23 protein-coding genes are annotated in these 25,958 nt (G+C 55.8%); 7 read left to right on the top strand and 16 right to left on the bottom strand.

Annotation, left to right across the window (positions count from 1 at the left end; translation table 11 throughout):
* Positions 1-8: 8 nt before the first annotated feature.
* From RE428_RS12180 to RE428_RS12165, 4 genes are all read right to left on the bottom strand, one after another.
* Positions 9-1,451, bottom strand: coding sequence for a TrkH family potassium uptake protein (locus RE428_RS12180; protein ID WP_004582293.1), 1,443 nt, complete (start codon positions 1,449-1,451; stop codon positions 9-11).
* Positions 1,452-1,642: 191 nt separating this feature from the next.
* Positions 1,643-2,176 (bottom strand): hypothetical protein, encoded by a 534-nt coding sequence (locus RE428_RS12175; RefSeq protein ID WP_004582292.1) that lies wholly within the window; start codon positions 2,174-2,176, stop codon positions 1,643-1,645.
* A gap of 219 nt (positions 2,177-2,395) precedes the next feature.
* Positions 2,396-3,265, bottom strand: a complete 870-nt coding sequence (locus RE428_RS12170; RefSeq protein ID WP_004582291.1) for a diacylglycerol/lipid kinase family protein — start codon at positions 3,263-3,265, stop codon at positions 2,396-2,398.
* 162 nt (positions 3,266-3,427) lie between these two features.
* Positions 3,428-4,465 (bottom strand): adenosine deaminase, encoded by a 1,038-nt coding sequence (locus RE428_RS12165; RefSeq protein WP_004582290.1) that lies wholly within the window; start codon positions 4,463-4,465, stop codon positions 3,428-3,430.
* A gap of 231 nt (positions 4,466-4,696) precedes the next feature.
* On the opposite strand from RE428_RS12165, the gene RE428_RS12160 reads away from it, so the two are divergent.
* Together RE428_RS12160 and RE428_RS12155 are read left to right on the top strand one after the other, a co-directional pair.
* Complete coding sequence (locus RE428_RS12160; protein ID WP_004582289.1) at positions 4,697-6,319, top strand: M28 family metallopeptidase; 1,623 nt, start codon at positions 4,697-4,699, stop codon at positions 6,317-6,319.
* A 515-nt stretch (positions 6,320-6,834) separates the two neighbouring features.
* Entirely contained in the window at positions 6,835-7,650 is an 816-nt protein-coding gene (locus tag RE428_RS12155; protein ID WP_004582288.1) for a hypothetical protein, read from the top strand.
* Positions 7,651-7,765: 115 nt separating this feature from the next.
* Here the strand turns inward: RE428_RS12155 and RE428_RS12150 are convergent, their stop codons facing one another.
* A complete protein-coding gene (locus RE428_RS12150) occupies positions 7,766-8,809 on the bottom strand; it encodes a DUF2914 domain-containing protein (RefSeq protein ID WP_169334077.1) in 1,044 nt (347 codons plus the stop codon).
* Positions 8,810-9,181: 372 nt separating this feature from the next.
* Here RE428_RS12150 and RE428_RS12145 point away from each other — a divergent pair, with 372 nt between their 5' ends.
* Together RE428_RS12145 and RE428_RS12140 are read left to right on the top strand one after the other, a co-directional pair.
* Positions 9,182-9,553 (top strand): DUF7673 family protein, encoded by a 372-nt coding sequence (locus tag RE428_RS12145; protein ID WP_004582286.1) that lies wholly within the window; start codon positions 9,182-9,184, stop codon positions 9,551-9,553.
* The gene (locus RE428_RS12140) at positions 9,529-9,795 is read left to right on the top strand and encodes a hypothetical protein (protein WP_004582285.1); all 267 of its coding nucleotides are present in this window, start codon (positions 9,529-9,531) and stop codon (positions 9,793-9,795) included. Before RE428_RS12145 ends, RE428_RS12140 begins: the two co-directional genes overlap by 25 nt.
* A gap of 151 nt (positions 9,796-9,946) precedes the next feature.
* On the opposite strand, the gene RE428_RS12135 is transcribed toward RE428_RS12140, so the two are convergent.
* Entirely contained in the window at positions 9,947-10,777 is an 831-nt protein-coding gene (locus RE428_RS12135; protein ID WP_205624618.1) for an SDR family oxidoreductase, read from the bottom strand.
* A gap of 113 nt (positions 10,778-10,890) precedes the next feature.
* Between RE428_RS12135 and RE428_RS12130 the strand changes: the two genes are divergently transcribed.
* Together RE428_RS12130 and RE428_RS12125 are read left to right on the top strand one after the other, a co-directional pair.
* A complete protein-coding gene (locus RE428_RS12130; protein WP_338381140.1) occupies positions 10,891-11,805 on the top strand; it encodes a LysR family transcriptional regulator in 915 nt (304 codons plus the stop codon).
* 106 nt (positions 11,806-11,911) lie between these two features.
* Positions 11,912-12,817 (top strand): LysR family transcriptional regulator, encoded by a 906-nt coding sequence (locus RE428_RS12125; protein ID WP_004582282.1) that lies wholly within the window; start codon positions 11,912-11,914, stop codon positions 12,815-12,817.
* Between the two features lie 53 nt (positions 12,818-12,870).
* Here the strand turns inward: RE428_RS12125 and RE428_RS12120 are convergent, their stop codons facing one another.
* The 4 genes from RE428_RS12120 to RE428_RS12105 all read right to left on the bottom strand — a co-directional run bounded on the left by RE428_RS12120 (position 12,871) and on the right by RE428_RS12105 (position 15,815).
* On the bottom strand, positions 12,871-13,356 hold the full coding sequence (locus RE428_RS12120; protein WP_081614618.1) for a DoxX family protein: 486 nt from the start codon (positions 13,354-13,356) through the stop codon (positions 12,871-12,873).
* 120 nt (positions 13,357-13,476) lie between these two features.
* Complete coding sequence (locus RE428_RS12115; protein ID WP_004582280.1) at positions 13,477-13,695, bottom strand: tautomerase family protein; 219 nt, start codon at positions 13,693-13,695, stop codon at positions 13,477-13,479.
* Positions 13,696-13,764: 69 nt separating this feature from the next.
* On the bottom strand, positions 13,765-14,505 hold the full coding sequence (locus RE428_RS12110; RefSeq protein WP_004582279.1) for an SDR family oxidoreductase: 741 nt from the start codon (positions 14,503-14,505) through the stop codon (positions 13,765-13,767).
* Positions 14,506-14,912: 407 nt separating this feature from the next.
* Positions 14,913-15,815 (bottom strand): LysR family transcriptional regulator, encoded by a 903-nt coding sequence (locus tag RE428_RS12105; protein ID WP_004582278.1) that lies wholly within the window; start codon positions 15,813-15,815, stop codon positions 14,913-14,915.
* Between the two features lie 98 nt (positions 15,816-15,913).
* Between RE428_RS12105 and RE428_RS12100 the strand changes: the two genes are divergently transcribed.
* Positions 15,914-16,777 (top strand): aldo/keto reductase family oxidoreductase, encoded by an 864-nt coding sequence (locus RE428_RS12100; RefSeq protein WP_004582277.1) that lies wholly within the window; start codon positions 15,914-15,916, stop codon positions 16,775-16,777.
* Positions 16,778-17,773: 996 nt separating this feature from the next.
* Here RE428_RS12100 and RE428_RS12095 read toward each other — a convergent pair.
* From RE428_RS12095 to RE428_RS12070, 6 genes are all read right to left on the bottom strand, one after another.
* Positions 17,774-18,139, bottom strand: coding sequence for a hypothetical protein (locus RE428_RS12095; RefSeq protein WP_154660765.1), 366 nt, complete (start codon positions 18,137-18,139; stop codon positions 17,774-17,776).
* A gap of 242 nt (positions 18,140-18,381) precedes the next feature.
* Entirely contained in the window at positions 18,382-18,933 is a 552-nt protein-coding gene (locus RE428_RS12090; protein WP_004582275.1) for a suppressor of fused domain protein, read from the bottom strand.
* Positions 18,934-19,102: 169 nt separating this feature from the next.
* A complete protein-coding gene (locus RE428_RS12085; protein ID WP_154660764.1) occupies positions 19,103-19,486 on the bottom strand; it encodes a DUF7668 domain-containing protein in 384 nt (127 codons plus the stop codon).
* Positions 19,483-23,043 carry an RHS repeat-associated core domain-containing protein gene (locus RE428_RS12080; RefSeq protein WP_004582273.1) on the bottom strand — a complete coding sequence of 1,187 codons (3,561 nt, stop codon included), beginning with the start codon at positions 23,041-23,043 and terminating at the stop codon, positions 19,483-19,485. The genes RE428_RS12085 and RE428_RS12080 overlap by 4 nt, the downstream gene beginning before the upstream one ends.
* Before the next feature lie 3 nt (positions 23,044-23,046).
* Positions 23,047-23,436, bottom strand: a complete 390-nt coding sequence (locus RE428_RS12075) for an HAD domain-containing protein (RefSeq protein ID WP_004582272.1) — start codon at positions 23,434-23,436, stop codon at positions 23,047-23,049.
* 12 nt (positions 23,437-23,448) lie between these two features.
* The gene (locus tag RE428_RS12070) at positions 23,449-25,908 is read right to left on the bottom strand and encodes a PKD domain-containing protein (RefSeq protein WP_169334076.1); all 2,460 of its coding nucleotides are present in this window, start codon (positions 25,906-25,908) and stop codon (positions 23,449-23,451) included.
* Positions 25,909-25,958: the final 50 nt, after the last annotated feature.

Below are 25,958 nucleotides of genomic sequence, written 5' to 3'. Positions count from 1 at the left end.
ATTCCGGATTAAGTACGCCAGAACGCAGGCGAGAACAGGATAATCACGCTCAGCAATTCAAGCCGACCCAGGATCATTCCTACACTCAAAATCCATTTGGCTTCGTCCGGCAGGAGCGCAAAGTTTCCTGCCGGGCCGATCACCGTGCCCAGCCCGGGGCCAACGTTGGTCAACGCCGTGATGGAACCTGTCAGGCTGGTGATAAGGTCCACTCCCAGCAACGAAAGCAGCAACGTCATTACCGCCATGGTCACCAGGAACACGAAAACGTAGGAGATCATCGAGGCGATGATTTCGTCGCTGACCGGACGCCCGTTGAAATTGCGGGTCAGGACCGCGCGAGGGTGGAGCAGGCGCCTGAACTGCTCCCTGAGCACCATGAACGAAAGCTGGAAACGGAAGATCTTCATCCCGCCACTGGTCGACCCCGAACAGCCGCCGACGAACGTCAGGAAGAAGAAGGCGACGCTGGTGAAAGGACCCCAGAGCAGGTAATCCTCCGAGGCGTAGCCGGTCGTGGTGACGATGGAGGTAACATTGAACAGGGCCGCGACGAAGAGCTCGAAGGGATGCTCTTCGTGATTGAGCAGCCGGTATATGGTCATGATCAGCGCGGAAAGGATCAACACGCTGATGAACGCCCGCACCTGCTGGTCGCGAATCAGCACCCCATGCTGTCCGTGGAGCTCCCGCACGAACAGGAAGAATGGCATTGCGCCTAGGGCCATGAACAGGGAGGACAATAGCAGGATGGACAGACTGTTGAACTGCCCCATGGAGCTGTCGGATGTGGAGTAGCCGCCCGTGGAAATCGTCGTAAAGGCGTGGTTTATGGCATTGAACAGATCCATGCCGGCCAGCCAGTAGCAGGCAATGCACGCCAGCGTGAAGCTGCAGTAGACCAGTAGCAGCCCGCGGCTCAGGCTTTTCATGCGGGGCAGGGCCTTTTCCGTCCATTCCGACGATTCGGTGGCGAACAGCCGCATCCCGCCGATCCCGAGGAAAGGCAGGACCGCCACGAACATCCCGATTATCCCGATGCCGCCAATCCACTGGATAATCGAGCGCCACAGGAGGATATCCGGCGCCATGGTATCCAGCCCCGTCAGCACGGTGGAGCCGGTCGTGGTGATACCGGAGAAGCTCTCGAAGATGGCGTCCGTCATCGACAGGTTGAGGTTGCTCAAGTAGAGCGGCAGGGCACAAAGCAGGGAGATGATCACCCAGCTGCTGACGGTCAGCAGGAACATGTATCGTGGTTGCAGCCGGTGGGAATTGTTCCGGGTCAGCCAAAGACCGAGCACACCGACGAGAAAGACGCCGATCGCGGTACTGCTGAAATCGGAGGCATTGGGCGCCCCGGGCAGGAAAATCGGCGGCAGCGTCAGGAACGTACTGAGCAGCACCAGCATGATGCTCACGATAAAAGTGACGGGCGCGAGATTTTTCATTCAGGACAACATAGATTCCGGGAATGGCCCACCTGGGCCAGGGTCGCGCTAGCCATAGACGCGTAGCCAGAGACGCAACAGAGAGTACTCGCGTCCCACAAAAAACGCGACCCTTCCAGTCGCGTTAACACTATTTCGGTCAAGCTTGGCCATTCCTGGCGACACTTGGCTTCGAGTCTGGCTGAACATGTTCATAGCGACCGTTGTTGCGTCTCCTCGAGCATGAGTCGGGCTTCAGCGGGTTGAACCGTGAAATCCAGCGAATCATCAACCCTTGCGGACCCGATGGTCATCGTCACCGGCTCGGGCTGTGCAGCGATGTACTTCACCATTGCCTCGTCGATACCTGCGACCCCCAACTCCGAGTAGGTGCACCCATAATCCGTGCAGGTCATGTCGGATCGGCGCCAGACAAGCGGAAGTTCGGCCGTTTCGCCTTCATAGTTGAAAGTCACCTGATCCCAGCGTTTCCAGTTGTCCTTGTTCACTGCGAGGTGCAGTTCATACAGCTTCAGGCCGCTCTGTTTGTCGACTGTGGACTGGAAGAAGTAGTCCGTAGGGGCGGGGAAGCCCATATACGGCTCGTCATAGAGTTCGGACGATATGCGAATGTGATCGTCCAGATCGTCGTCGGCGCCCTTGACCGTAATACCGTTGACGTTGGCGCAACCGGCGATGATGGCGGCAACGCCAGCAACGAGCGAGAATCCGTATAAGCGTTCCATGGTCAGTTCCCTCCCGAGTCTCCAGCAATGATCGAATTATACGCGTAATACCCCTGAGTGGACGCGCGTTATCCAGGGGGCGGTATACCGCTGTCAGGAAGTGGTAGACCATCTATTTCAGGACGGTCGTGCACCAGATCCGACTGAATGGCTACCACATCAGGCGCGTGAAGATTGCCAGCAAATTCCAAGGATATCCAGTTCGCAAGCTAATAATAATCAGGTGCTAACGACTTCCTTGCAGATCACTCGCAGGCAACCGGGCTTGCAAACGACATCGAGGGGGGTTTCGCCAACAATCTCGCCGTCAGCAGTGACTGTTTTCGTCTTACGCGTCTGGATTTTGCACCAGGGACTTTTGAGTTGAACGACGGTACTGGCCCTCTGGGGAGACTTACCTCGTATGCGGACGATCAGGAAGGCCGCAAACAATCGGATTATCGACTTGGGTCGCACCGCGATGATATCGAGCTGGCCATCATTGGCAGACGCTTCCGGGATGGTGTTGCCACCTCCAAAGAAGGCGCCGGTGGCAACGGCTATGGTTAACCATCGGCCGGCGACTGCACCGCTCTCACATTGGATGGCGGCGCGGAAACCACGTTGTCCGACGACTTTTCGCATCAACATTGCGGCGTAGGCGAAACGGCCAAATCGGCGCTTCACCTCGCTGGACGACTCGCGGACCGGCCAGGTGCCCAAGCCCACGTGAGCGACATTGAGGAAAACCTGGTCACCGAATTGGGCGACGTCCAGCCATTCGGTGGTGCCCGAGGCGATCAATTGGCAGAGCGCTTCGGGATCTTCGGGGAGCCCCAGGTTGCGGGCGAAGTCATTGGCCGTGCCGGAAGGCAGGATACCCAGCGTGGCGCCGGTCCGGAGGCACAAACGGGCTGCGCTGTTGACCGAGCCGTCCCCGCCGGCGGCCAGTACCCGGTCATTCCGGGTCACTTCGTCCATCCACGCTTGATCTCCAAGATCGCAGACACGGAAGTCCGTTACGCCGGCTTTCTCGAGGTGGTTTGTCCAGAAATCCCGATCCCTACTGTTATCGCCGGCCTTGGGGTTCGCCATCAACCAGGTTGTCATTCTGACCTGTCCTTGTCGTGCACATTGAACGAACGGGCTTGGGTGACTCCGCTCTGCTGACGATCTAAAAACTGATCTCTAGAACCGACTTATAAAATACAGCAGTACGCCGTTCCAGCGTCCTGAAAGAGATGTAATGCACTGAAAACCGCGAGAAAGGGTCTACGTGCCGGCTGTTTGGCTTTGGAAGCGCTGCCAAACGGCGTCGACCTCGCCGAGTGCATTGCGCTTGGCGTCGTCGTCGAGCCAACTGCCTTCGAAGCTGTTCCGGGCCAGGCGGTAGACCTGTTCAGCCGTAATCGGCAGGTTGTCGATTATTGCGCGAAAGTTGTCGTTGACGTAACCACCAAAATAGGCGGGATCGTCGGAGTTGACGGTCACGTGAAGGCCTTTGTCGAGCATCCTAAGCAGGGGATGCTTCTTCATGTCGTCCACCACGCAAAGGCGGTAGTTGGAGAGTGGGCAAACGGTCAGCGTCAGGCCTCTCTCAGCAATCATTGCGGTGAGATCGGCGTCTTCCAGGGCACGATTGCCATGATCGATGCGGTCGATCTGGAGACCGTCGATCGCTTGCCAGACGTATTCCGGGGGGCCTTCCTCACCGGCGTGGGCCGTTACGCGCAGACCCAGTTCGCGACAGCGCCTGAAGATGCGCTCGAACTTCTCGGGCGGGTGGCCTTTTTCCGATGAATCCAGTCCAACGCCGTCGATCCTTTCGAGATAGGGCAGCGCCAGTTCGAGTGTTTCGAACGCGCTCTCTTCGCTGAGATGTCGCAGGAACGAAAGGATTAGGCGGAAACTGATGCCCAGCTTGTTCTGCCCATCGCACAGCGCCCGGTATATACCGTTGAACTGTACCTCGAAAGGAATATTGCGTTCAACGTGAGCCTGTGGGTCGAAGAACACTTCGGTATGGGTGACGTTGTCGCGCTTGCAGTGTTCGAGATAGGCCCAGGTAAGGTCGTAGAAGTCCTGTTCGGTCAGCAGCACCGACATGCCGGCATAGTAGAGATCCAGAAATTCCTGCAGGTTGGCGAACTGGTACGCCTGACGTAGCTCCGCCTCATCCTGGTAAGGCAAGGTCACGTTGTTACGGCGGGCGAGGGCGAACATGAGCTCCGGTTCGAGACTGCCTTCCAGGTGCATGTGAAGTTCGGCCTTGGGCAACTGTTCGGCGAGCGTCTGGATGGGCGAGGTCATACTGCATCCTTGAACTGTAATGGTCGGAAAACTTTATCACATGGGCTCGTTACGGTCGCGCTGCGCCCTGGACTGTTATGTCTACAAATGCGCCATGGAAATTTTTTTACTGCGTCGTAATCCGCGTCTAATCTTTTTTGACAGCACCGAGGGACGTAGTGGTGCCAGCGCGGCAGGACAGCCCCGCTGCCTGCCAAACCAAAAAGAAACTCCGAGGATTGGAGACAAAAAATGAGAACGGCAATAACGAAAACGGCCCTGGGATTGGGGTCGCTCGTCTTCGCACTTTCAGCTCAAGCCAATTCCGACAAGTCCACCAGCGAACTGCTGAACGAGTTCTGGAGTCCTGATCGAGTTGGTTTCTTCGAATGCCGCATCGGTATTCTCAACAGCACGCCTTTCGGTCTGCCGCGGTGTATGCAGGCGGAGAATATAGGCTACCACCTGGAGATGTTCTACAGCATCGCAGAGGCCAACGACGGTAACCGAGCCGCTGGTCTGCCCGGTTACGACGCCTCGGTGGATTACGTGCAGTCGACCCTGGAAAGCGCTGGGTATGACGTTACCATCCAGCCATTTCCGTTCACCGCTTTCTATCCGGTAGCGGAAGGTATGTTGGCTGCGACGGAGCCGGCGGCCGAGTCCTACGTGTGGGAGGAAGACTTCCAGTATCTCTCCCAGACCGAGCCGGGGGATGTCACAGCGCCGGTGGTGCCTGTCGATCTGGATCTGGGCCCCGACAACATGTCCACAAGCGGTTGCGAAGCAGAAGACTTTGCGGGCTTTCCCGCCGGTTCCATCGCGCTTGTTCAACGGGGCGCCTGCAACTTTGGCGTTAAGGCCGAGAACGCGGCTGCGGCCGGCGCCGTTGGGGTCATTATCTTCAACCAGGGCAACACCGAAGATCGCACCGGATTGCTCGATGCGACCCTGGGCGAAGCCTATTCGGGCGGTGTACCCGTTTTCTTTGCAACCTACGATAACGGGGTAGCCTGGTCCCAGAGGGAAGGGCTGGTGTTGAATATGGTGTCGAACGTGGTCCGCGAACAGACCCAGACCTACAACGTATTGGCGGAAACCCGTAAGGGTGACCCGGATAACGTCGTTATGGTCGGCGCGCACCTGGATTCCGTTTTTTCAGGCGCTGGCATTAACGACAACGGCTCGGGTAGCGCGGCTATACTCGAGTTGGCGTTGCAAATGAAACGGGCCCATCCGAAGAACCAGGTGCGTTTCGCCTGGTGGGGCGCCGAAGAAGCGGGGCTGGTTGGGTCCACCTACTATGTGAACAACCTGTCTGAGGAAGAGAAGGCGAAGATCAAGGTCTATCTGAACTACGATATGGTCGCTTCACCAAACTTTGCTTATTTCATCTACGATGGCGATGGCTCCGACTTCGGGCTCGAAGGGCCTCCAGGATCTGCAGCAACAGAGCGGCTGTTCGAGAAATACTTCGAACTGCGTGACATTCCGTCTGAAGGCACTGAGATCAGCTTCCGTTCCGACTATGCGCAGTTCTTCACCGACGGCATTGCCTTCGGCGGGCTGTTCACCGGTGCAGAAGTCCTCAAAACGCCGGAGCAGGCAGAGAAGTATGGTGGCGAAGCCGGCGTCGCATTCGACCCCTGTTACCACGCCGAGTGTGACGACATCACCAACTACGACGCGGAGGCACTGGAAATAAACGCCGATGCGATGGCGTTCGTAACCAGCTGGCTGTCACTATCCACCCGGGTTATCGATGAAGAGATCGAAGCTGCCGAGGAAGAACCCGAAACCGGCACCATGATGCTCAATGCCCAGTCAGTGCAGCAATACGACATTACCCATTGGGGTAAGCATTGGATCAAGTAGTGGTTGATTGAGCAATGCCATGGCATTGCTGATGTAGAAGAGGGCTGCCTGCGGGGCAGCCCTTTTTATGGAAATGACGACTATTCAAAATAAGATTGCTCGGATATCGATTTTCGCTTTCGACGGTATTTCGTCGATCACAATATATCCGATCGAGCCGTTTTCCTCTTGTTGATCGCATGTATTCTTCGTTCTATCTCTCCCATATCCACGATCAACTCACCCTGGTTCAAGTGCCAACCCCTCAATAATTAGCATGTGTAGCAAAATAGCCGCAGGTTGCAGAACTGTAATGTTCTGCCGGGTCATACGTCTATTGCCTCTATGAAGGGCTTGTAGGCCATTACAGATTGTTGGATTGACGCGAGTCCACCTTGAATTAACTGCGATTACAAATGCTAGGGTCCACGTCGGCAAATTGAAATTCTAATAAACAACGTGCTCTTTTATTGAAGAGCACGCTCGGCAGAAAGAGCATTCAGTAAAAATTAGCAGTAAATATCAAGGATTGAGTAATGACGAAGTTAACCTATGGCCTCGCTTTTTCGCTCCCCCTGTTGCTCATTGGCTGCGGTGGTGGTGGAGGCGGCAGCAGTAGTAGCAGTGATGGTGGGAATGATGGCACCAGCACTGCAGCCTGCCGATCGATTGACGAACTTCCTGGAAATGCCAAAGCAACCGGGCGCTATGAAGGCTCGTTGACAATGAAAGGTGTCGAGTACACCAATGCCTACGCGTTCATAGGGCCGGATGGCAAATTCAGGTTAATTGCAGGCAGTGGGACGCCGGGGCAGGTCAGCTATATCTCTGGCCAGTTTGAGAACGGAGATAGCACCCTGGCAGATCCGGATGCTACCGCATACTTCGCAAACGATGGCGATGCCACGCAAGAGCCCGTTGATATTGCAGGCACTTTCGATTCGAAGAGCGAAATCAGCCTGACCAGCGATGACGCTCTCGCGGTTCAAGCCAATATGGACTACGTGGAGCCGCCTTCCGGCCACTGCATGGAAAGTGGCGGCTTTTCCGATACGTATACCGATAGCGCAACCAATACCGAAGAACCCACCTCGTTGACTTTCGGTACCGACAATACCGTGACGGGTCAGACGATCTACAACTGTCGGGTCAGCGGCAACGTGGACAGCTACACCGTAGAAGGCGGGTTGTTCTTTGCCAACCTCGAACTGTCGAATTGCGAACAGGCGGGTTTCGATGGGAATTACCAGGCTATTGGTGGTTTCGTGTTCGATCAGACCGGCACAAGCCGTCTGGTGAACATGATCATCGAAAATGACGAGTTCGCCCTATACAGCCAGCTGGAGCGATGAGCAAAAGCGGATCAGACGGTTGCCGGGCTCAGCATAGGCTGGGCCCGGCGATTCTCGACTCTCCCGTAGACGGTCTCTCCGATATACCGTCTCACCGGCACTGCCATACGAAAACCTATTGCGTGACCGAGAACGTGCCAGAGCCCAGCACCGTTCCGCTGTCTGTCACCGCCTCAACCCGCCATTCGCCTAACATCGCCTGGTTGATGTACTTGCCACTCGAAGCGCGCATTCGGTCCAGAAAGGCATCGATGTTCACGCGGGCGACCCGTTCGCCGTTCAGGTACCAGTCGTGGTAGACGGTTTGACCTTTCAGGCCCTGCAGTTCGTTGAAGAAATATACCCTGATAACTTCCCTGGAACCCAGATTGATAACCGCGGGCAGGGCGGACGTCGGTTCCCTGTCGCGCACTTCCCAAGTGAGTTGGACCCGCTGCAGATGGCCTGAGGCGATGTCGAGCTGCGCCATGCCGTTCTCGCCGGCTTCGGGGCCGACGTCGGCCGTCGTTGAGGTTGGCTCAGGGTCATCCGTGGGTGCGGGCCGATCAGCGGGATCGTCTATCACCGACTCAGGTGGGAGGGACGTGGTTTCAGGTGCAGATTCGGGTTCGGTCTCGGCGACCGGGCCGGTGTCTACCTGAGCCGCTGCGGCGGCTGTGTCTCCGTCGTCGGGCAGAGTTGATTGTCCGGAATCGACCTCACTTGCATCTACCGGGCTACTATCTGCTTGCCCGGTACCTGTTTGATCGTTAGCGGCTAATCCGTTTGAGCCCTCAGCAGGCGAGGAATCAGACAGCTGGGGTGCGTCTGCCGCAAAGGGAGATGCGTGTTCAGCAGGTTCGCCGATTCCCGTCGACTCCGTCGGCGTGGTTTCGGCTCCCGGAGCCGGTTCAGTGGCGCTGCGCTGTACCGTTCCGCTGACCGAGGTGCCCATCCCAGGATCTTCCGCTTCAGGGCTCACCGGATCATTCGAGTCTCCCACCGAGGTTCCCGGCGAAGCCGAGAAGAACCAATACACCAGGAAAGCGATCAGCAGCAGGCTTACGACGGCGCCCAGGATTCGACCCCAATGGTAGACCACCGTTTCTTCCACACGGGGCTCTCGTCGGGTACCGGCGCGCATTTTAAGGTTATGAGAGGATTTGTCGGATCTATTCATTGGAAGTCGTCCGTGAAACATGCGGATGTAATGGCGGTATGGTAGAGCGGAGCAAGGGGAAGGTATAGATCGCAGACTGCGATGGTCCCTATGAAAGGTGTATTAACGTTAAGTTGTAATAAGTAGGAGAGGGTGGAGCTACTGTTGCAACGACATTTCGGATTAGCGGATGCTTAGACTAAAATCATATGCTTAGCGCTCACTTAGTTGATTGTGTGCTTTGCATCCTATGTTAATTAGATATGCATGTTTTGTATGTGAACATGAAACTTCCGTAGCCAAGTGATCCTGCATCAAACCCAGGAGGGGTTTAGGCAGCTTGACCGCAAACGACAATGTTTGTCAGTAGCTCGTATAGCAAGGACAGTAATAATGGAAACGGAAATTTCGACCGCAATCCGCGGCCAGATATCAGAGGCAGAGGTTATCTGCTCTGAACTGAGCGTGACGGTAGGAGAGTACCATCAGGCCATCGAGGCTCTCTGGACGCACGCTATGGCCGAAACCGGCGAACGCCGACCGGCCTCCCTGGTGCTCTTGGGCGCCTATGATCCCCCAAACTGGGCGATTACTTTCAGCGATCTCGCATCGCTTGATTATAAACTCCTCAAGGCTGCATTGGTTGTGTTGCGGGGCCGTCTGGTGCTCGGCATCGAGCCCCACACCATGATGAGAAATGGTTCCAACCGTCTGCGCCAACTCATGGAAGAGGTGTTCTCATGCTACACGCAAGCCACTCAGTAAAACCGGGAAGTGTTCTTTTCAAGCAAATCCTCTCAGTCGTCTGGCTATTGCTGGTCTGGCTGGGAGCCCAGGCCGCGCTCAACGAGCTCTCCGGCACAGTTATGGAGACGGGCGTCGATTCAGGGGTACAGGTTGAGCTCGACCGCAGCCTGTCTTATTTCCAGAAACCCTGTGAATCCTGCGAGGGCCTGGTTGCCGAACAACGCGTACCTTCGGACGCGTTTCTTAGCCGCAGTCTATAGCGGCCAGGAGCGGACAAGGGGGCATTCACCCCTTTGTCTCGCTCGTATCTTTCCTTTCTCATCTTCAAAACATTCCCGCCGATTTTGTAGACCCAAATCAACGGTTTTCTATTGAGTTCAGGCGTGCCTCGATTTACCTTGTGGCGCCGCATCAATCCGAATCGGCGGACAGGGCGATATCACGCTGTGAAGTTAGCTCAGCCAATCGTCGCGTCAGCGCGTTGCTAATCGATTCATAGGCAGTGCTGCCCAAAGTGAGGCGCAACGCAGGCTTCTCACGGTCGGCGGCCGCTATCATGGCCTCCACGGTCCGGGCCGCATCACCTTTGATATCGAAGCTCCCGCTGTCGACGGCGCGTCGAACCTCCCCAGCTGGGGTGTTCTCGTATACCTCCATCAATGGGGGGCGTACCAGATTAGCGGCAAAGTTCGTCCCCGTCGGGCCGGGCTCGGCAATGATAAAGTCAATCCCGAACGGGGCGACCTCCTGCGCCACGGATTCGACGAAGCCCTCGATTCCCCATTTCGTACTGTGGTAGAGGCTGAAGTTGGGGTAGGCGATCTGCCCGCCCTCCGACGAAACCTGCACGATACGCCCGCCGCCTTGCTCTCGCAGGTAGGGAAGTACCGCACGGATCAACTGTATCGAACCGATCAGGTTGGTGGTGATCTGATGTTTGATCTGGTCATCCGTCACTTCTTCGCCCGCGCCAAAGAGCCCATAACCCGCGTTGCTGACCACAACATCAATAGAACCCATGCTAGAGAAGAGATGTTGAACCGTTGCTCTGGTGGACGCCGTGTCGGTCACGTCAAGGTGCTCAATGATCAGCGTCTCCGGATATTGCGCCTGCAACTCCGCCATTTTGTTCGTCCGGCGAGCCGTGGCTGCAACGCGGTCACCACGCGCCAACAGTTGCTCCGCCATGAGCCGGCCGAGGCCGGATGATGCGCCGGTAATGAGCCATGTCTTAGTCATCATTTCACTCCTGTATCGTGTATTTACGACTAAGTATGGGTATCCTCGCCTGGTGAGTGAATACCAATAAAATAGGATGCATAGGTGAGGATTATTCAACAATGGCAAGACCGTCCTTGGCTGACTTGAACGCTTTTACTGCTATCTGTACCTACCGTAGCTTCCGCAAGGCGGCCGACGAGCTCGGTGTTTCCAGATCGGCTTTGAGTCACACTATTCGCGGGCTGGAGCAGTCTTTAGGCGTACGATTGCTTAACCGGACGACGCGCAGTGTCGCCCCCACGGATGCGGGCGCGCATTTGCTTGAACGGTTGAACCCCGTACTTCGCGATCTTGACGCCGCGCTGGACGCGTTGACGGATGTGGGAGTGACCCCCTCGGGTCTGCTGCGTATCAATGCCAACTTTGCTGCGGCACGATGGCTGTTGGCTTATGTCGTACCGACCTTTCGATCACAGTACCCGGACGTCGAGCTTGACCTTGTATCGGAGGGCCAGCTCGTCGACATCGTTGACCATGAATTCGATGCCGGCGTTCGTCTGTTGGAGGCTGTGCCTCAAGACATGATAGCCGTGCCGTTCGGTGGCGATGTTCGCTTCGTGCCTGTTGCTTCGCCAAGCTATTTATCGGTTTGGGGGCGGCCACAAGTTCCGGATGACCTGATGAAACATCAATGTATTCGCCACCGCATGCCCAGTGGCAAACGCTACCGGTGGGAATTCTCGCGGGCTGGACAATCCCTTGCTCTCGATGTGCCGGGTATGCTGACGCTCGACGATTCGCTGCTGATGGTCGATGCGGCAACTGAAGGACTGGGTATTGCTTTTGTGGCCGAACCCTTTGCCCAGTCTGCTGTCGCCGACGGCTGCCTTGTACGGATACTCGAAGACTGGTGCCCACGTGAATCACAGCTGGCGCTGTATTATCCGGGGCATCGACATATTCCGGCAGCGCTCCAGGTATTTATTGAGGTGCTGCGTTCCGCCGAGGCTAATCGGCGAGATGCCGCAGAGCGTCTAACGCCGCAATGATGCGGATGTTTGAGGCTCTCTAAGGCAGTTAAGGCAATTAGAATTGCCAAGCATTGAACAACTCGGCTAATTTGGCTTCACTGTTTGGCTGGGGTAAACACCCGTTATGGACCGAATCGATTCGATGGCGCTCTTCGTACGTATTGTCGAGAGCCGCAGCTTTACCCGAGCAGCTAATGAACTCGGTCTTCCAAGGGCTACCGCTACGCTCGGCATCCAGCAGTTGGAGAATCGTTTGGGCACCCGGCTCCTGGAGCGCACCACGCGTCAGGTTCGGCCTACAGTGGAAGGCCAGGCGTTTTATGAACGTTGCACCAATCTACTCGCTGAGCTTGAGGAAGCTGAGGCCATACTGAGCCCAGTCGCCGGCAACCCGCGGGGTGTTCTCCGCGTGGAGCTACATGGAACCCATGCCAGCCATATCGTGATGCCGCGTATCGATGAATTCCGGGCGTTATATCCCAGGCTTGAACTGGTCGTGACCACTGGTGACCGTCGCGTGGATCTGGTCGGCGAGGGCATCGACTGTGCCGTTCGGGGTGGGGTGCCGGGTGACTCTACACTGGTTTCTCGACGGCTCGCCATGCTACCCCAAGTCATCTGCGCGAGCCCTGGTTACGTCACGCGTATGGGGCTTCCGGATGAGCCCGGCGCATTGCGTAACCATCAAGCCGTTCGTTTCATGTCTGGTTACAGCGCTGCGGATACAAAGCTGGACTTGGTGATCGATGGCGAGCTCGTTTCGTTCGAAACCAAGGGCTGGCTGACTCTTAACGATGCCGAAAACTATGTGGTCGGCGGCTTGCGCGGTTGCGGGCTGATCCAACTTCCGCGCTTTCACGTCGAGGCTGCTTTGGAGCGGGGAGAGCTCGTTGAGGTATTGGCGGGTTGGGAAAAACCCCATCTACCCATCCATGTGGTCTATCCCCACCGTAAGCAACTATCGCCTCGGGTCCGGGTCTTTGTGGACTGGCTGGTCTCGATTTACGAGGAGCGGTTTGGCGGCGGCTGATCCTTAACGGGCCATGTCGGAAATCAAAGGCTGTTGCCCACCTTCCGTTGGCGTTAGATTAAACGTTGCCTGCGATGGAATCGTTCATCAGCCGACCAATTGCCGCCACCGCGGGCGAACATATACAACGACAGCACCCCAAGAACGGCCGGGTATTCGATACCCCGATCTATCCAGGGCCAGGTCGGTCCGAGGGCAAAGCAGATACCCACCATCTCAACCAGAAATAGAAGTGCGACGGCACGAGTCGCCATGCCTGCGGCCAACATGACGGCGCCGATGGTTTCCAGCAGCATCACCCCGATCGCCAATTGCGGTGCGAAGGGAAGTCCCATCACGTTCTCGATCAGGTTAATCGAACCAGCCATCGGGTCGGTCATGGAGCCGTGCGATGTGCCTAGAGCCTTGGGCAGCCCGTGAGTGAGCAGGACAGCGCCTGTGGTTATTCGCAACAGGGCATAGGCAATGGGTTCATAAGCGGAGTAAATGCACGTTGGCTGGGTTAGGGTGGTGCTTGTTCGTGAAGTACCAGTTTCCATACATAGTCCTCGATACACGGCGCTGCAAACCGGTCGGTTGCATACCAACTTAATCAAACAGGTCGCCCGGCCATGGGTGGGGACCCGTCCGGGGCCGGGGCTGGTCTTGGAGCTCTGGTTTCAGATGGGTTTAGCCGGTAGCCCCATCTTCTCGAGGGTTAAGGTTTCGTCGGCGCGCCCCCAGCCACCGTCGGCGACGTCTTCAATCAGGACCATGGTGTAAGGACGGACCTCTTCGCCAAAGTACTCGACGAACATCTCAGTTGTCCGGTGAATAATCTCTTCCTTGCGTGCGTGGTCGAGAATGCCTTCTGGAAATTTGTAGTTTGCAAATGGCATGGTTGTCTCCTGGTGTGTTTGCTTGCATTGAATGCGGATCCGCCTGTCGACCGGTTCTATCGGTCGTGCTCAAACAAAGCCGCCGTTAACGCGGATGATCTGTGCATTGACCCAAGCGCCGTCGGTACCGGCGAGGAATGAAACCGCCGAGGCAATATCCTGTGGCTGGCCAAGTCTTTCCATGGGAGCCTGCTTGGCGATCTGCTCGATGAGCTCGTCGGATTTACCGTCAAGGAACATTTCAGTGGCAACGGGGCCGGGTGCCACCGCGTTGACGGTAATATCGCGCCCGCGCAATTCATTGGCGAGGACACGTACAAGCCCCTCAACGCCAGCTTTGCTGGCGATATAAGGGCCATAAGCGGGAAACGATTTGCCTAGCACGCTGCTTGAAAACGCGATGATCCGGCCTCCCGCGTCGAGGTGCTCTGCGGCTTGTGCGAGTACCAGGTAGGTGCCCCGTAGATTCGTGGCGATCACCTGGTCGAACGCCTCCAGGTTCTCAGTGCTGATCTTGGCCATTGGGAGCGTGCCGGCGCTGTTCACCACCACGTCGATACGCCCGAATGTCTCTTTCGCGGTTGAGAATAACCGGCTCACATCATCCTGCTTACTGACATCACCCTGTACGGCAATGGCGCGGCCCCCGTTTGATTCGATTGCTGCGACAGCGTCCCTGGCTTTGGCTTCGTTACCGGCATAGTTGACCACTACGGCGAAACCGTCCGATGCCAGCCGCTCTGCCGTCGCTCGGCCAATACCGCGTGAAGAACCGGTTACGATGGCCACTTTCTGCGATTCGCTAGTCATAGTGTTCCTCCGATTGGAGTGAGGTATGGGTCTTGAAAATTGATTCTGATCGTTTGGCTTTGTCGGATAAATGCGCCTTCACTGACATCTCTATTCAGAAATAGATAACAATAGCCACGGTTCTGGCCGTTAATAGGTTGGAGCAGGGGAGTTATTTGTAGGCAGGTAATGCTAGAAAGGCAGAAGAACGTGAGGGAACACGAACGAAGGGGAGTAATCCTAGGCGTCCCGATGAGGAGCCATTCACCTGGCTGCCGAAGACTACTTTGGCTGGGTTACCCACTTTGCAAGTATCGACAGCCGTGCCTCAAGCGCGCAAACGCGACAACAACTGGGGTGGACACCAACCGGGCCAGAGTTGCTCGCGGATATTGCCAATGCCGGGTATTTCAACGGTCGCTAGTCGATCAACCATCCATGGCCTTGATGAAATCGATAAAGGCCCGTAGGGGTGCCGGCACCAAACGGTGCCCCGGGTAGTAGAGATAAGGGCCCGAAAAACGCTGCCACCAGGGTTCGAGAATCGGCTCAAGCGCGCCGCTGTCGATATGCGGTTGCAACCACTGCTCAAACAGATGAATAACACCGAGGCCTGCTATCGCTGCATGTACCGAGAGTTCGACGGCGCTCCCGATGCTCACGGTTAGCGGTCCCTTGGGTTCTATCTCAACTTTTTCGTTGCCCCGTTCATACTCCCAGGGATAAGAAGTACCGGAACTGAAACGTCCGGTCAGGCAAGGGAATTCGAGCAGTTCGCGGGGATGCTCCGGCCGGCCGAGTCGATCCAGCAACGCCGGTGCTGCCGCAGTTGCAGAGCGCTGGGTCGGCGGTCCGATAGGGACGGCGATCATGTCCTGTTCCAGCCGCTCATCGTAACGGATGCCTGCGTCACAACCCGCGGCGATAATATCGACCACATTGCTCTCCGCTACAATCTCGAGCCGGATGCCCGGATAAGCGGCCAGGAAAGCGGGAACAATCGTCGGCAACACCAGCTTCGCGGCACTGACGGGAACATTCAGTTTTAGCGTGCCGCTGGGTTTGTCCCGAAACCGGTTCAGGGAATCCAGCGCCGTTTCGATTTCATTCATGGCCGGACCGAGGCGGGACAACAGCATGGCGCCGGCTTCAGTCGGTACAACGCTGCGTGTCGAGCGGTTAAAGAGTCGAACCCCTAAGGATGATTCCATACGCCTAACCGCGTCGCTCAGGCGAGAGGGACTGCTGCCCGTCACCCTGGCTGCCTGCCGGAAACCGCCGGCTTTTGCCACGGCGACGACCACGCCCAGATCACTCAAGTCGGTTTTCATTGTTCGGAGTTCCGTACAGCCCGTGCTGATTTCACCCGATTGTCGCACACGCTGGTGCTTCTTAGACTTTTAATAAGTTCATCAGCAGGAGAGTTCTAATGGGTTTAACTAACAGCGAAACGTTCAAACTGGGTGATCGCACGGTCAAACGGCTAGGGTATGGGGCTATGCAGTTAGCGGGACCTGGTGTGTTTGGTCCACCGGAAGATCCCGAAGTGGCTAAAACCGTACTAAAAGAAGTCATCGCCAGCGGTGTTAATCATATTGATACGTCCGATTTCTATGGGCCGCACATCACCAATCAGCTCATCCGGGAAGCGCTTCATCCTTATACAGAAGATCTGACCATCGTCACCAAGGTCGGCGCGAGGCGGGATGCCGAAGGGCAGTGGTTGCCGGCTTTTTCGCGAGAAGAGTTGATCCAGGCCGTGCATGACAACCTGAACCATCTCGGGGTGGATGTCCTGGACGTGGTCAACCTGCGAGCCATGTTCTCTGCGCATGGTCCGACCGAGGGCTCGTTGGCTGAGCCATTCGCTGTACTGGCAGAGCTTCAGCAGCAGGGCTTGATCCGCCACCTCGGCCTCAGCAACGTAACCGCCAAGCAGGTTGAGGAAGCGCGCCGGATTGCGCCGATCATATGCGTACAGAACCTCTACAACCTGGCCCGTCGGGAAGACGACGACCTCATCGACGCGCTTGCAAGGGAAAGCATTGCGTACGTGCCATTTTTCCCACTTGGCGGGTTTTCGCCCCTTCAGTCGTCCATTCTCGACGGTGTTGCGGAGCGCCTGAACGCCAAGCCGATGCAGGTAGCGCTGGCTTGGCTTCTTCGCCGCTCACCAAACATCCTGCTGATACCGGGGACATCATCGGTGGCTCATTTGCGGGAGAATCTGGCGAGCGCGGAACTTACGTTGCCGGACTCTGCGGTGGATGAGCTGGAACGGGTGGCGTCTTAAATCGTTTAATGAGCATGGAAACGCAGGTAATTCGGGCTGTGCGGTGCGCAGCCCAGGTTTCCGGCTAGCAGGGGGAAGTATCGCTCTTTATTGCCGTCAATAGAAACGAAGCTGTTGACGCTCATGCTGATCGTCGTAACAGAGCCGTTGGGCTAAAACTAGCGCGGCGCGTTATGGCTGTCTTCGAGACTGAGGGATGTCGTTTACTGATGCGGGGGCGTTGTTAGGTCGGATGGTTGGCGCGAATCTTACAGGGCGTCCAAAAAACTGTGTCGTCTCCCATACTGAATTTAACATAATATACATTATGCGCACTTTGACGTGTGGTTTGGGGCAGATACGGTTTGATGCTGAGGGTCCCCTAATAACGACGGCCATAGGCCGGCAACGCCGATCGGTCTTGGGGTGTCCCTAGCTAGGCAGAGGTTCTGCACGTGAGTGCGACGCCGAGAAGGCGGATCTCTCAGGCCTCAAGAGACAACCACCAGCGACGATCTAGTCGGTTCAGGCGAACGATCGGGAAAAGATCTCCAGGTAACGGATCAGGGTTCGGAAGCCCCTCAATGATACTGAGGTGGTCAATCGGTCTGCCGGCGAAGGCGTAGTTGTGAGTGACCTGCCCCCAAATAAAGAAACGATCGCTGGAAGTGACCTTTCCCATCCCTATCAGTCATCAAATTCACAGCGAGTTCTCAACCAGGCTCCTCTCGGTGCAGCTCTCTCGGCCTCCCAATCAGGTTGCAAATCCTTAAGCTCTAGTAAGCTATTATCCCTATCAAATAGATGGCCGATACCCACTACACGATACTGAGAGGCATCGTCGTCGTGTTCCTCTCCGCATAGAAAACACCAATCGCCATCGGGTCTACTGACCAAATTTATAGGGCGTGTATTATCGAAAACGTGAATGCACACGTATGCTTTTCTATTGGGGTCGACATTCATTAGTTTACACAAGATCGTTAATCTTCACTGGAAAAGGAGAAAACACGAATGTTAACCATCTTCAATTTTAGAAAGGCGGAGAAACTCGCTGAGGTGGTCAGAAATTTTTTCAATTTTATCGAGAGGGTAAGAGTCGCCTCCACCAGCAAAATCGTGAGGCACTCTCACTAGCGGAGGATCTTCATTAAAATCGCCGCGTAGATCTAAAAAATATGGGTCTCCAGTCCCCTCAGCACACATACCAATGGGTAGCAATCCAAGTTTCAAAACAAGTCTTCCAGGGTACGCCTTCAAAGCTTCGTCAACTGTCTGTTCTGGCGTCATCCAGATAAACTCCACCCCCATCCCTGATTGATCGTCGTCATCATCGAGAGCAAGGTTGGCACCAATGAATGGCCCTCTCTTCAGCAAAGACATGTACCAGTCAACGGCGACGACATTCTGTATTTGGGTAAGTGTCCGCATGTCATCCGATGACATCGCTCGGCCATTGAGATCCTTATTAACTGAATGTATGACGTCGTGGAGTCGCATCATTTCCTATCGCTTTGGCAGAAGCGATGATTTTCTTCTGCTCGCGGTAATCGGAACGCGTTCGTGATCGAACGATTAGCGCGGACGGCAGTGGCCTAATTGCCAAACACTGCGCCCGCTTAACATCACGCTACAGGATCACGTTTCAAAGAACACAAGTGAGGATCTTTCTCCTCCAATAAGTCTTCAAAACTCTCCCAGCCATTAGCATCAATGTAATTCGCTTCGCTTTCAAAAATGGGTAGTATCCAAACCATTACCGTAGATGGAGATGACTCTTCGTAGGTACAAAACTCGTCGTCGAAGAATACTGGCATTGTACAATAAACAGCATCAAACCCTAGCCTATCAGCTAATTCATCAGTTAAAGGGAGCACTTCACCACGAAGAGCAGCCTTGCCCCGAGCGATAATTGCTTCACAAACAGACATCAAACAGGAAACGATCAGGTTAGGTATTTCCATCGAATACACAGAAAGAACAAGTTCCTGCCTAACCTTCTTAGTTTCATTTATTTTAAGTGCCTCTCCACTCATCCCTAACGTAATAAATGTTGACACTGTTTCGCATGGACAATCTAAGAAAGAAACAACCTGTAGACCAAGGTCAGACTCATTGTCTTTCCAACCCTGTCGAATTGCCCCAAGATGCTTTTCTGCATGTTCGATGATTCTCATAGAAAGTGTTCTTACTAGTTCGTCCCCGTTAAAATATCACGTTGTAATGGGACTCATCAAAAGCTGGCTACTAAATATGTTGAGATTGTTAATTAAAAGCAGCCCAAAGTTTCCTTTGCAATTAATACCGCCAATATGTAATGCCACTCTTATTAATCGAACTCAGAATCTATGGCACATGAACAGATTGCACCTCATAGACGTAACTATGTGGGTCTTCAAATACGCGTACGACTAAAGCTAAATCGCTAGCCCCTTCTTCAATCGTATACAAGTCAACGAGGACATCCCAATACCCATCCATCCACTGACATACAGAAGTATCCCAAGACTCATCAGGCAGGTTCGTTAACGTCGCGCCATAGCGGACGATGTTGTTCTTGATCTGTTTAGCATCCTCTTCAGAAACTGAAGGTACACCAACCAAGTTTCGCGCGATCCTATAATCCCCGTCTTTGAATGCCTCCACGATCGCTGAAAGAGTACTTCTCCATACGGTTGGTATTGATGTTTGGTTATTTTGGTCTTTTGAAACAGGAATAGTCTTACTCACATCCCACCCCCTGAATGAAGATCTTTATGACAGTTACGGCAAACCTCTGCATGATTTTCAGGCACAGTTCTCCCTCCATCTGCGTGGCGTTCAATATGGTGGCCAGCCGAATTAGAGGCATCAATATCAGTTCCACATCCATTTGCACATTTGTTGCCTTGTTCTGCTCTTTTTGCTTCACGCTCGGACGGCGTGAAAAGCCGCTTCGGATCTCGCTCTGATTTAGGCACAGAGCCTGCGCCAGTTGGCGGTTTAGGTAAGTTTCCGCTTTTCGCAACCGCCCGACCAATATCATCAGCGGCCGTATACCCCCCACCAGGCGCAATCGCGCCAAGGGCAAATAGCCCTCCTGCGGCCCACTTTTCGCCAGCTGTGCGGCAGGGATCGGTGATCGTGGAGACCGTATCGTAAGCATCGTATATCGAAAGCCCAACCTCAACAGCGCCATAAAGGACAGGTATCGCGAACCAGACAATCTGCCCACTCGGGTCCACACCGTGCACGGGGTTGTTCTGTGCGTAGATGTAAAGGTTGGTATTGCCGGGGAACGTGCCCAGTGGGTCTTCACTGATGAAGCGGCGGGAAACAGAATCATAGTAACGGGCCCGGTTGTAGTACAGCCCGTCACCCTCGTACTCCCGACCGGCATAACGGAACGAATTATTGAACTCCGCTTCCGGCGAGCTCAAGTGCTGGCCAAAGGGTGAATAGCGGTATTCACCGAGAGTACTACTTCCCGAGGAGATACCGATTACCGACCCGATATGGTTGGCGTGCAGGTAGTTAGTAGAGGAGTTTCCGGTGATCGCAAATGGTTCATCGACGGCGGGACCAAAGGTGACGCGCTCGACGACGTTGCCGCTACTATTCAGCGCCGCAATTCGGTCCGATCCGTCGTAGACGTAATCGGTTCTGGTACCGTTCTCGGTTACCGCCCAGCGACGACCGAGCGGGCCGTAAAGGTAGGTCGTCGACTGCGCCGCTGTCGCAGCATCGCTTGTTTCGTAGACGTCGACCTTCGATAGTTGATCCCAGGCATTCCACTGATAGGTTGTCGTCGCACTGGAGGCCTTATCAGTTTTTGCGGTGAGGTTGCCCTGTTGATCATATTCATAGAGGAAGTCGGCATCTTCCAGCAGGCGATTGGCGGCATCGTAGACTTGTACGCCACCGATAAGGTTGCCAGCATTATCGTACTCATAGTTGTAGCTTGCCAGAGCGCTGGACGCTGAACTCAGCTGGCCGTCCGGGTCGTATCCATAGCTCCACGAGACGTCCTTGCCTGAGTAATTACTCATCAGCCCGCGCGTGTTGTAACTGTACTGCAGGTCGTTCTGATAGGGACCGGAATGGCTGATGCTGGTGGGCTGGCCAGAGATGTTGTAGCTATAGGAAACACTCTGGCCGTTCGGCATCGACAGAGAGGTACGTCGAGACAGCGCGTCATAGCCGAAGTCATATTGCCCCTCGGGCGCGACCATGGTGGTTAGAAGGCCACGCGAATCACGCTCGTAGTTACGGGTTTCGCCCAACGCCGAAACCGACACCACTTCATTTTCTGCGTTGTAGGTGTAGGTGACGACCTTTCCGTTGACCTGCTCAGTAACCAGTCGTCCGGCGTCATCGTAGCTTCGCTTGACCACGCCCACGTTGTTTGAAGCCTCGGTCAGCAGGCCTCGCGCGTTGTAATCGTAGGTGGTCGTCTCTCCGTTGCGAGACAAGGAGCGCAACTGCTTGACGTTATCGTAGGTGAACGTCACGACCGAGCCGTCAGGTTCGGTAACGGTTTTAAGCAGGTTGTCGGTACGGTAGGTGTAGTTGCGCTGGCGCCCGTCGCTCAGTGTCTCGGAAACGAGTCGGCCATATTCATCGTAGGTATAACTTGTGGTCTGTCCCTTGCCGTCCGTCAACGCCACTAAGTCGCCGGCGCCGTTGCGCTGGTAGGTTAAGGTACGCCCAGAAGGTTCAATCGTTTTGAGCGTGCGCCCCAATGCATCTCTTTCGATAACGTAAGCCGCACCAGTATTGTCGCTCACGCTGACGATGTGCCCAGCTGTGTTGTAGCTGATCTGTCCGGTTTTACCGTCAGGTTGCGTTACCGAGATTGGTAATCCCGAAGCGTCCGTCTCAAACGTCGTCTGTTGGCCTAACGCATTGCGTACTGACTGAATGAAGCCTCGCTCACTCCATGTAAATTGGGTAGTGGCTTCGGAAGGGTCTGTTAGAGAGGCTATGTTTCCATTGTCGTCGTAACTGGCATTTGTAATACGCCCCGTGGGCGACGTCGCTGTTGTCGGATAAAGCTGATCCGAGCCATAGGACCATTGCTCGGTGTTGCCAAGCGGATCCGTGAACGATAACCGCCGCCCTTGTTCATCATAGGTGGACAGCCACTCATTACCGGCTTGGTCGATATAATTGACCATATTGCCATCATCGTCGTAGACGTACTGCTCACTGGTATTATCGGCGGCAGTGACCTTGGTAATGACCGCGTCCTCATCGTAGACAAAGGTCCAGGTAGCGCCGACGCTATCGGTTTTGACTACGGTTTTCTGGCTAACGTTGTAGCTATAGGAGTAGGTATTCTCGCCCGACGTATAGCTGGCCACACGGGTGCCGTTGTAGGCCACGTCGGTAACCACGACACCGTCAGGATCGGTGATTCGGGTGAGTTGGTGGTAGGTCTGTGCGTCAGCAGGTGGGCTGTAGGGCTGGTAGGCATAGTCCCAGGAACCCCCCGTTGGATCCTGAACTTGGACCAGATTTCCATCGGTATCGTAAAAATACTGCCATTGGCGACTGGCGCTATCGGTAATAGAGCCGACGAATCCCTGCGGGTTATAGTCGAAGTCGAGGTAGGCGCCAGACGATGCAGCCATGCGGACCAGGCGGCCGGTATCATCGTATTCGTAGCTGATCGACTCGCCCGAGGGCGCGGCATCTTCCAGAAGTTGGCCGCTGGCATTGTAGATTCGATAGCTGCCGGACTGTGCGGATAGCTTGATCTCCCCGCCCGACAGAAGCTCTACCTGGTCATCACGACCGGTCGGTGCTTCGACTTGACCGTTCTCTCCGAGAGTATATGAGTAGCGCTTGCCATTGGGTTCACGAAGCAAGTAGGTGGTGGCCGACAAGGTGCCGCCCTCGCTACCTTTTTCCCAATCAACGGTCTTGATGGCAACGGAATCGCAATTGGAGCTCCAGCCATTCCCGAACATCCCAACCTTCGGATCGTTCGAATTGTAGGTACGGGAGATCGAGAGGCCTGGGCGGCCGGGTATTTGAATATCCTGTTCAGTCCAGACGAAATGTCCGGTGGGGATGTAGACTGGCGACCCCGTGCTTTTGCAGGGATCGCACTCCGGACCTTCACAGGGACCGGGGTCATTGGGGTCGTTCCAGTCGAAGGTGTCGTGTCCCTGATCCCACGGGAAGTGATAGGCCAAGGCCGGCGTAGTCACCGCCAGGGTTGTGAAGAGCACCATGAGCGCGGCGAATACACCGTACAACGTGGAGGCGCCCTTCGTTTTCTTGAAGTGTTTTTGAACGTCCATGTCTTACCTCATCGCCGCGGACAGCGAGTCGAATTCCCGCTGCAGGTCATCGTAAATTACGTTCCAGGAGGGATGGTTCTCGAGCCACTGTTCTATTTCTTCAGCATGGCGGCTGCCGTACGCCGCATGCTGGCTCGGCGTGACCCCGTGTTCGGCAAAGAGCGCAATGATCTCTTCACGGGTCGCCTCATCGATCTTCATCAGCTCGCTCTGGGTGAGCGAGGCATTGAGACCATCGTGCCGGGCTTTCATACCTTCCAGCGTGATCAGACGGGCCTGCTGGTCGAGATAGACAAATTCCTCATGCGACCCGAGACTTCCCGCATGTGCAGGCATCACTATCGAAACCGACAGTACGAGCAGTAACACGAACCTATACACTAAATTCGACATGGGGAGCTCTCCTTAGTAGTAGACCCGCTGGAGGGTGAACACTTCCATGGTTCGCGAACCACGCTCGTCGAGACCAAGAATGCCGATCCGATAGGTGCCCGGTGCGACATAGGTGCCCGCCGCGTCTTTGCCATCCCAGGGCACGGTGTTGGCCCCTTGGGCCAGGCCGGTGAACACGTTGCGAGTGACGAAGGCCCCGGTGTCGGCATCGTAGATCGTCATCTCCGCGGAACCGGCACGGCTCAGTTCGAAACTGATGGCGGAGGGCCCGTCCGTCTCGCCACTAATCCGGGTCGGATCGAAAATAGAGGGGGCGGCGGAGACGTTGCTGGCATGCACGCCACTCTTGACGAAGACGGCATTATCCGGAAGCGAGAAGGCAAAGATGCCGAACAGGAAACTGTCGTTCCCGGGCGGATGGATCAGTTCCCCGTCATTGTTCTCTCCGTGCCACGTGATGGTATGGCTGCCGCGGCCGAGAGGCTTGCGCTGGTAGAAGGTGACCAGGCGCGTGTTTACGTTGAAGCGACCGACAAACGCGGTGACCTCTGAGGCTTCACTCAACGTGAAGGTGATATCCAGCGGATCCCCATCGAAGGGAGAAAAGCGGCTGGGCAAGCGGTTGCGAGGCGGGTTGTATTCACGGCCGCCCGTGGACAGGCCGATGTCATACCGTTTCTCGACACCATCGACGCGGTAGAGCAAGACGGCACGGTACTCCCCTTCCGATACGAACGCCCCACTGGCGTCGCGTCCATCCCAGGTATCGGTGTACTCCCCGGCTGGACGCACTTGCCAGGGCACGAGCGTGCTTACCAGGCGGCCTGCCGGGTCTTCCATCACCACGCTGACTTCCGTGTCACCCCCGAGTGAGGTATTGACTTGGACGCTCTCGGCCAATTGCGTGTCGATCGTGTCGCGGGACAAGGACAAGGAGAACGATGGTGTCGCCGTGACCTTCACGAAATCCTCACTGGAGCCCCCGTCTTCAGCGGTCACCCGAATGCGGGAATAGAACGTGCCGGGCGACTGAATGGTATGGGAGACCGTGGCGCTGTCAGCTGAGGAGTAATCATCGGTCCCGTCACCATCGAAATCCCACGCCCATTCCGTAATCGGCAATCCATCCGGGTCTGTTGCCGATGCGCTGTATTGGATCGCTAACGGTGCCTTGCCGGATGATGGCGTGGCCGAGCCCGATACCGTTGGCGCGCCTTCGACCACGCGCACGGAGATGGACGGTATCGCCAGTTCGGTAGCCGCACCCAAGGTATCGGTGACCCGGATCCGGGGCTGGAACTGACCTTCTCCTGAATAGGTGAACTCGGAACTGCCTGTCGGTGTCGAGGCATCGTAGACCCCGTCACCATCGTAGTCCCACTCGTAGGTGTCGATGCCGTCGTCATCTGACGCCGTAGCTGAAAAACTGACCAGTAAAGGCGGCGCGCCGTTCGAAGGTTGCGCTTCCGCAGAGACCACCGGCGGTGCGTTATCGACCTCGATGGTGACCACGGCATCAACTGTCTCACCGGCACTGTCCGTCACCTGCAGTCTGACCGGATAGGAGCCTGGCGCATTGAAGGTGTAGGTTTGATCACGGCCGATCGGCTCACTGCGATCGAAGACGCCGTCGTTGTTAAAGTCCCACCGGTAGATCTCAATGGCGGTATTCGTTTCGATTTCCGGTGAGAAGGACACCGTCAGCGGCGCACTGCCGCTCATCGGGTCTGCGTCGATCGCGGCCGAGAGCCCAACATCCGGCTGCACTTCATAGCTCAACGTCTGCGTCGTGATATTACCCAGGGTGTCACCAAGCGTGAACTCAATGGTTTGCTCGCCCTCGGCCCACTCCCCCTCAGGACGCAGTTCAATCAGCCCTGAGGCCGCATCGTAATTGGCAACCACCGTTGGTATGGGGGCGCCCTGAACACTGAGGCTATTCCAGTCTATGTCCGAATGGAGGTCATCTAGCCCAAGTAGCAGCGTGGCGAGCGGATCCTTGATCGGCGTCCCAGGGGCCGGGGCCACACGGGCCACCGTTGGCCCTTGTGTATCGATGAGAAAGGACAGCTCCGCGCTGCCCCGGTTACCGGCTTTGTCGGCAATCGACACGATAAAGTTCTGGGGACCGTCAGCCCAGGCGTCGCCGGGATGGATCTCGACGCGGCCCTTGATCGGGATAATCCACGGAAACCATTGGCTTAAGCCGTCGGGTTCGAACTGGACATTCGTATAAGGCTGGCCATTCAACGACACCTGTATGGAGTTGCGATCAAGACGACTGGTGCGGAAACCAAAGCGCCACGGGTCGTAAACGCTGAACTCGACCGAGACCGATGAATCGCTCAGCGCGGATCCCTGCTCAGGTGTCGCACTTTCGAAAACCGGCGCGATATCGTCGCCAAAGACCCACCACCAATCGCCGTCAGTGGCCTGGGCCGAGCCTGACCACGCGACCACTCCTGCGGCCACGACAGCCGGCGCCCAGTTCGCCGTACGATTCGTCTTATTTCTTGTTCGCT

This window comes from Marinobacter nanhaiticus D15-8W (genome assembly GCF_036511935.1).
Lineage (GTDB): Bacteria > Pseudomonadota > Gammaproteobacteria > Pseudomonadales > Oleiphilaceae > Marinobacter_A > Marinobacter_A nanhaiticus.
This window is presented reverse-complemented; position numbering and strand designations above follow the sequence as displayed.

Coding starts and splice junctions, on each gene's coding strand:
- RE428_RS12180 (WP_004582293.1), bottom strand. CDS start 1,451: ATGAAAAATCTCGCGCCCGTCACTTTTATCGTGAGCATCATGCTGGTG.
- RE428_RS12175 (WP_004582292.1), bottom strand. CDS start 2,176: ATGGAACGCTTATACGGATTCTCGCTCGTTGCTGGCGTTGCCGCCATC.
- RE428_RS12170 (WP_004582291.1), bottom strand. CDS start 3,265: ATGACAACCTGGTTGATGGCGAACCCCAAGGCCGGCGATAACAGTAGG.
- RE428_RS12165 (WP_004582290.1), bottom strand. CDS start 4,465: ATGACCTCGCCCATCCAGACGCTCGCCGAACAGTTGCCCAAGGCCGAA.
- RE428_RS12160 (WP_004582289.1), top strand. CDS start 4,697: ATGAGAACGGCAATAACGAAAACGGCCCTGGGATTGGGGTCGCTCGTC.
- RE428_RS12155 (WP_004582288.1), top strand. CDS start 6,835: ATGACGAAGTTAACCTATGGCCTCGCTTTTTCGCTCCCCCTGTTGCTC.
- RE428_RS12150 (WP_169334077.1), bottom strand. CDS start 8,809: ATGAATAGATCCGACAAATCCTCTCATAACCTTAAAATGCGCGCCGGT.
- RE428_RS12145 (WP_004582286.1), top strand. CDS start 9,182: ATGGAAACGGAAATTTCGACCGCAATCCGCGGCCAGATATCAGAGGCA.
- RE428_RS12140 (WP_004582285.1), top strand. CDS start 9,529: ATGCTACACGCAAGCCACTCAGTAAAACCGGGAAGTGTTCTTTTCAAG.
- RE428_RS12135 (WP_205624618.1), bottom strand. CDS start 10,777: ATGATGACTAAGACATGGCTCATTACCGGCGCATCATCCGGCCTCGGC.
- RE428_RS12125 (WP_004582282.1), top strand. CDS start 11,912: ATGGACCGAATCGATTCGATGGCGCTCTTCGTACGTATTGTCGAGAGC.
- RE428_RS12120 (WP_081614618.1), bottom strand. CDS start 13,356: ATGGAAACTGGTACTTCACGAACAAGCACCACCCTAACCCAGCCAACG.
- RE428_RS12115 (WP_004582280.1), bottom strand. CDS start 13,695: ATGCCATTTGCAAACTACAAATTTCCAGAAGGCATTCTCGACCACGCA.
- RE428_RS12110 (WP_004582279.1), bottom strand. CDS start 14,505: ATGACTAGCGAATCGCAGAAAGTGGCCATCGTAACCGGTTCTTCACGC.
- RE428_RS12105 (WP_004582278.1), bottom strand. CDS start 15,815: ATGAAAACCGACTTGAGTGATCTGGGCGTGGTCGTCGCCGTGGCAAAA.
- RE428_RS12100 (WP_004582277.1), top strand. CDS start 15,914: ATGGGTTTAACTAACAGCGAAACGTTCAAACTGGGTGATCGCACGGTC.
- RE428_RS12095 (WP_154660765.1), bottom strand. CDS start 18,139: ATGTCTTTGCTGAAGAGAGGGCCATTCATTGGTGCCAACCTTGCTCTC.
- RE428_RS12090 (WP_004582275.1), bottom strand. CDS start 18,933: ATGAGAATCATCGAACATGCAGAAAAGCATCTTGGGGCAATTCGACAG.
- RE428_RS12080 (WP_004582273.1), bottom strand. CDS start 23,043: ATGGACGTTCAAAAACACTTCAAGAAAACGAAGGGCGCCTCCACGTTG.
- RE428_RS12075 (WP_004582272.1), bottom strand. CDS start 23,436: ATGTCGAATTTAGTGTATAGGTTCGTGTTACTGCTCGTACTGTCGGTT.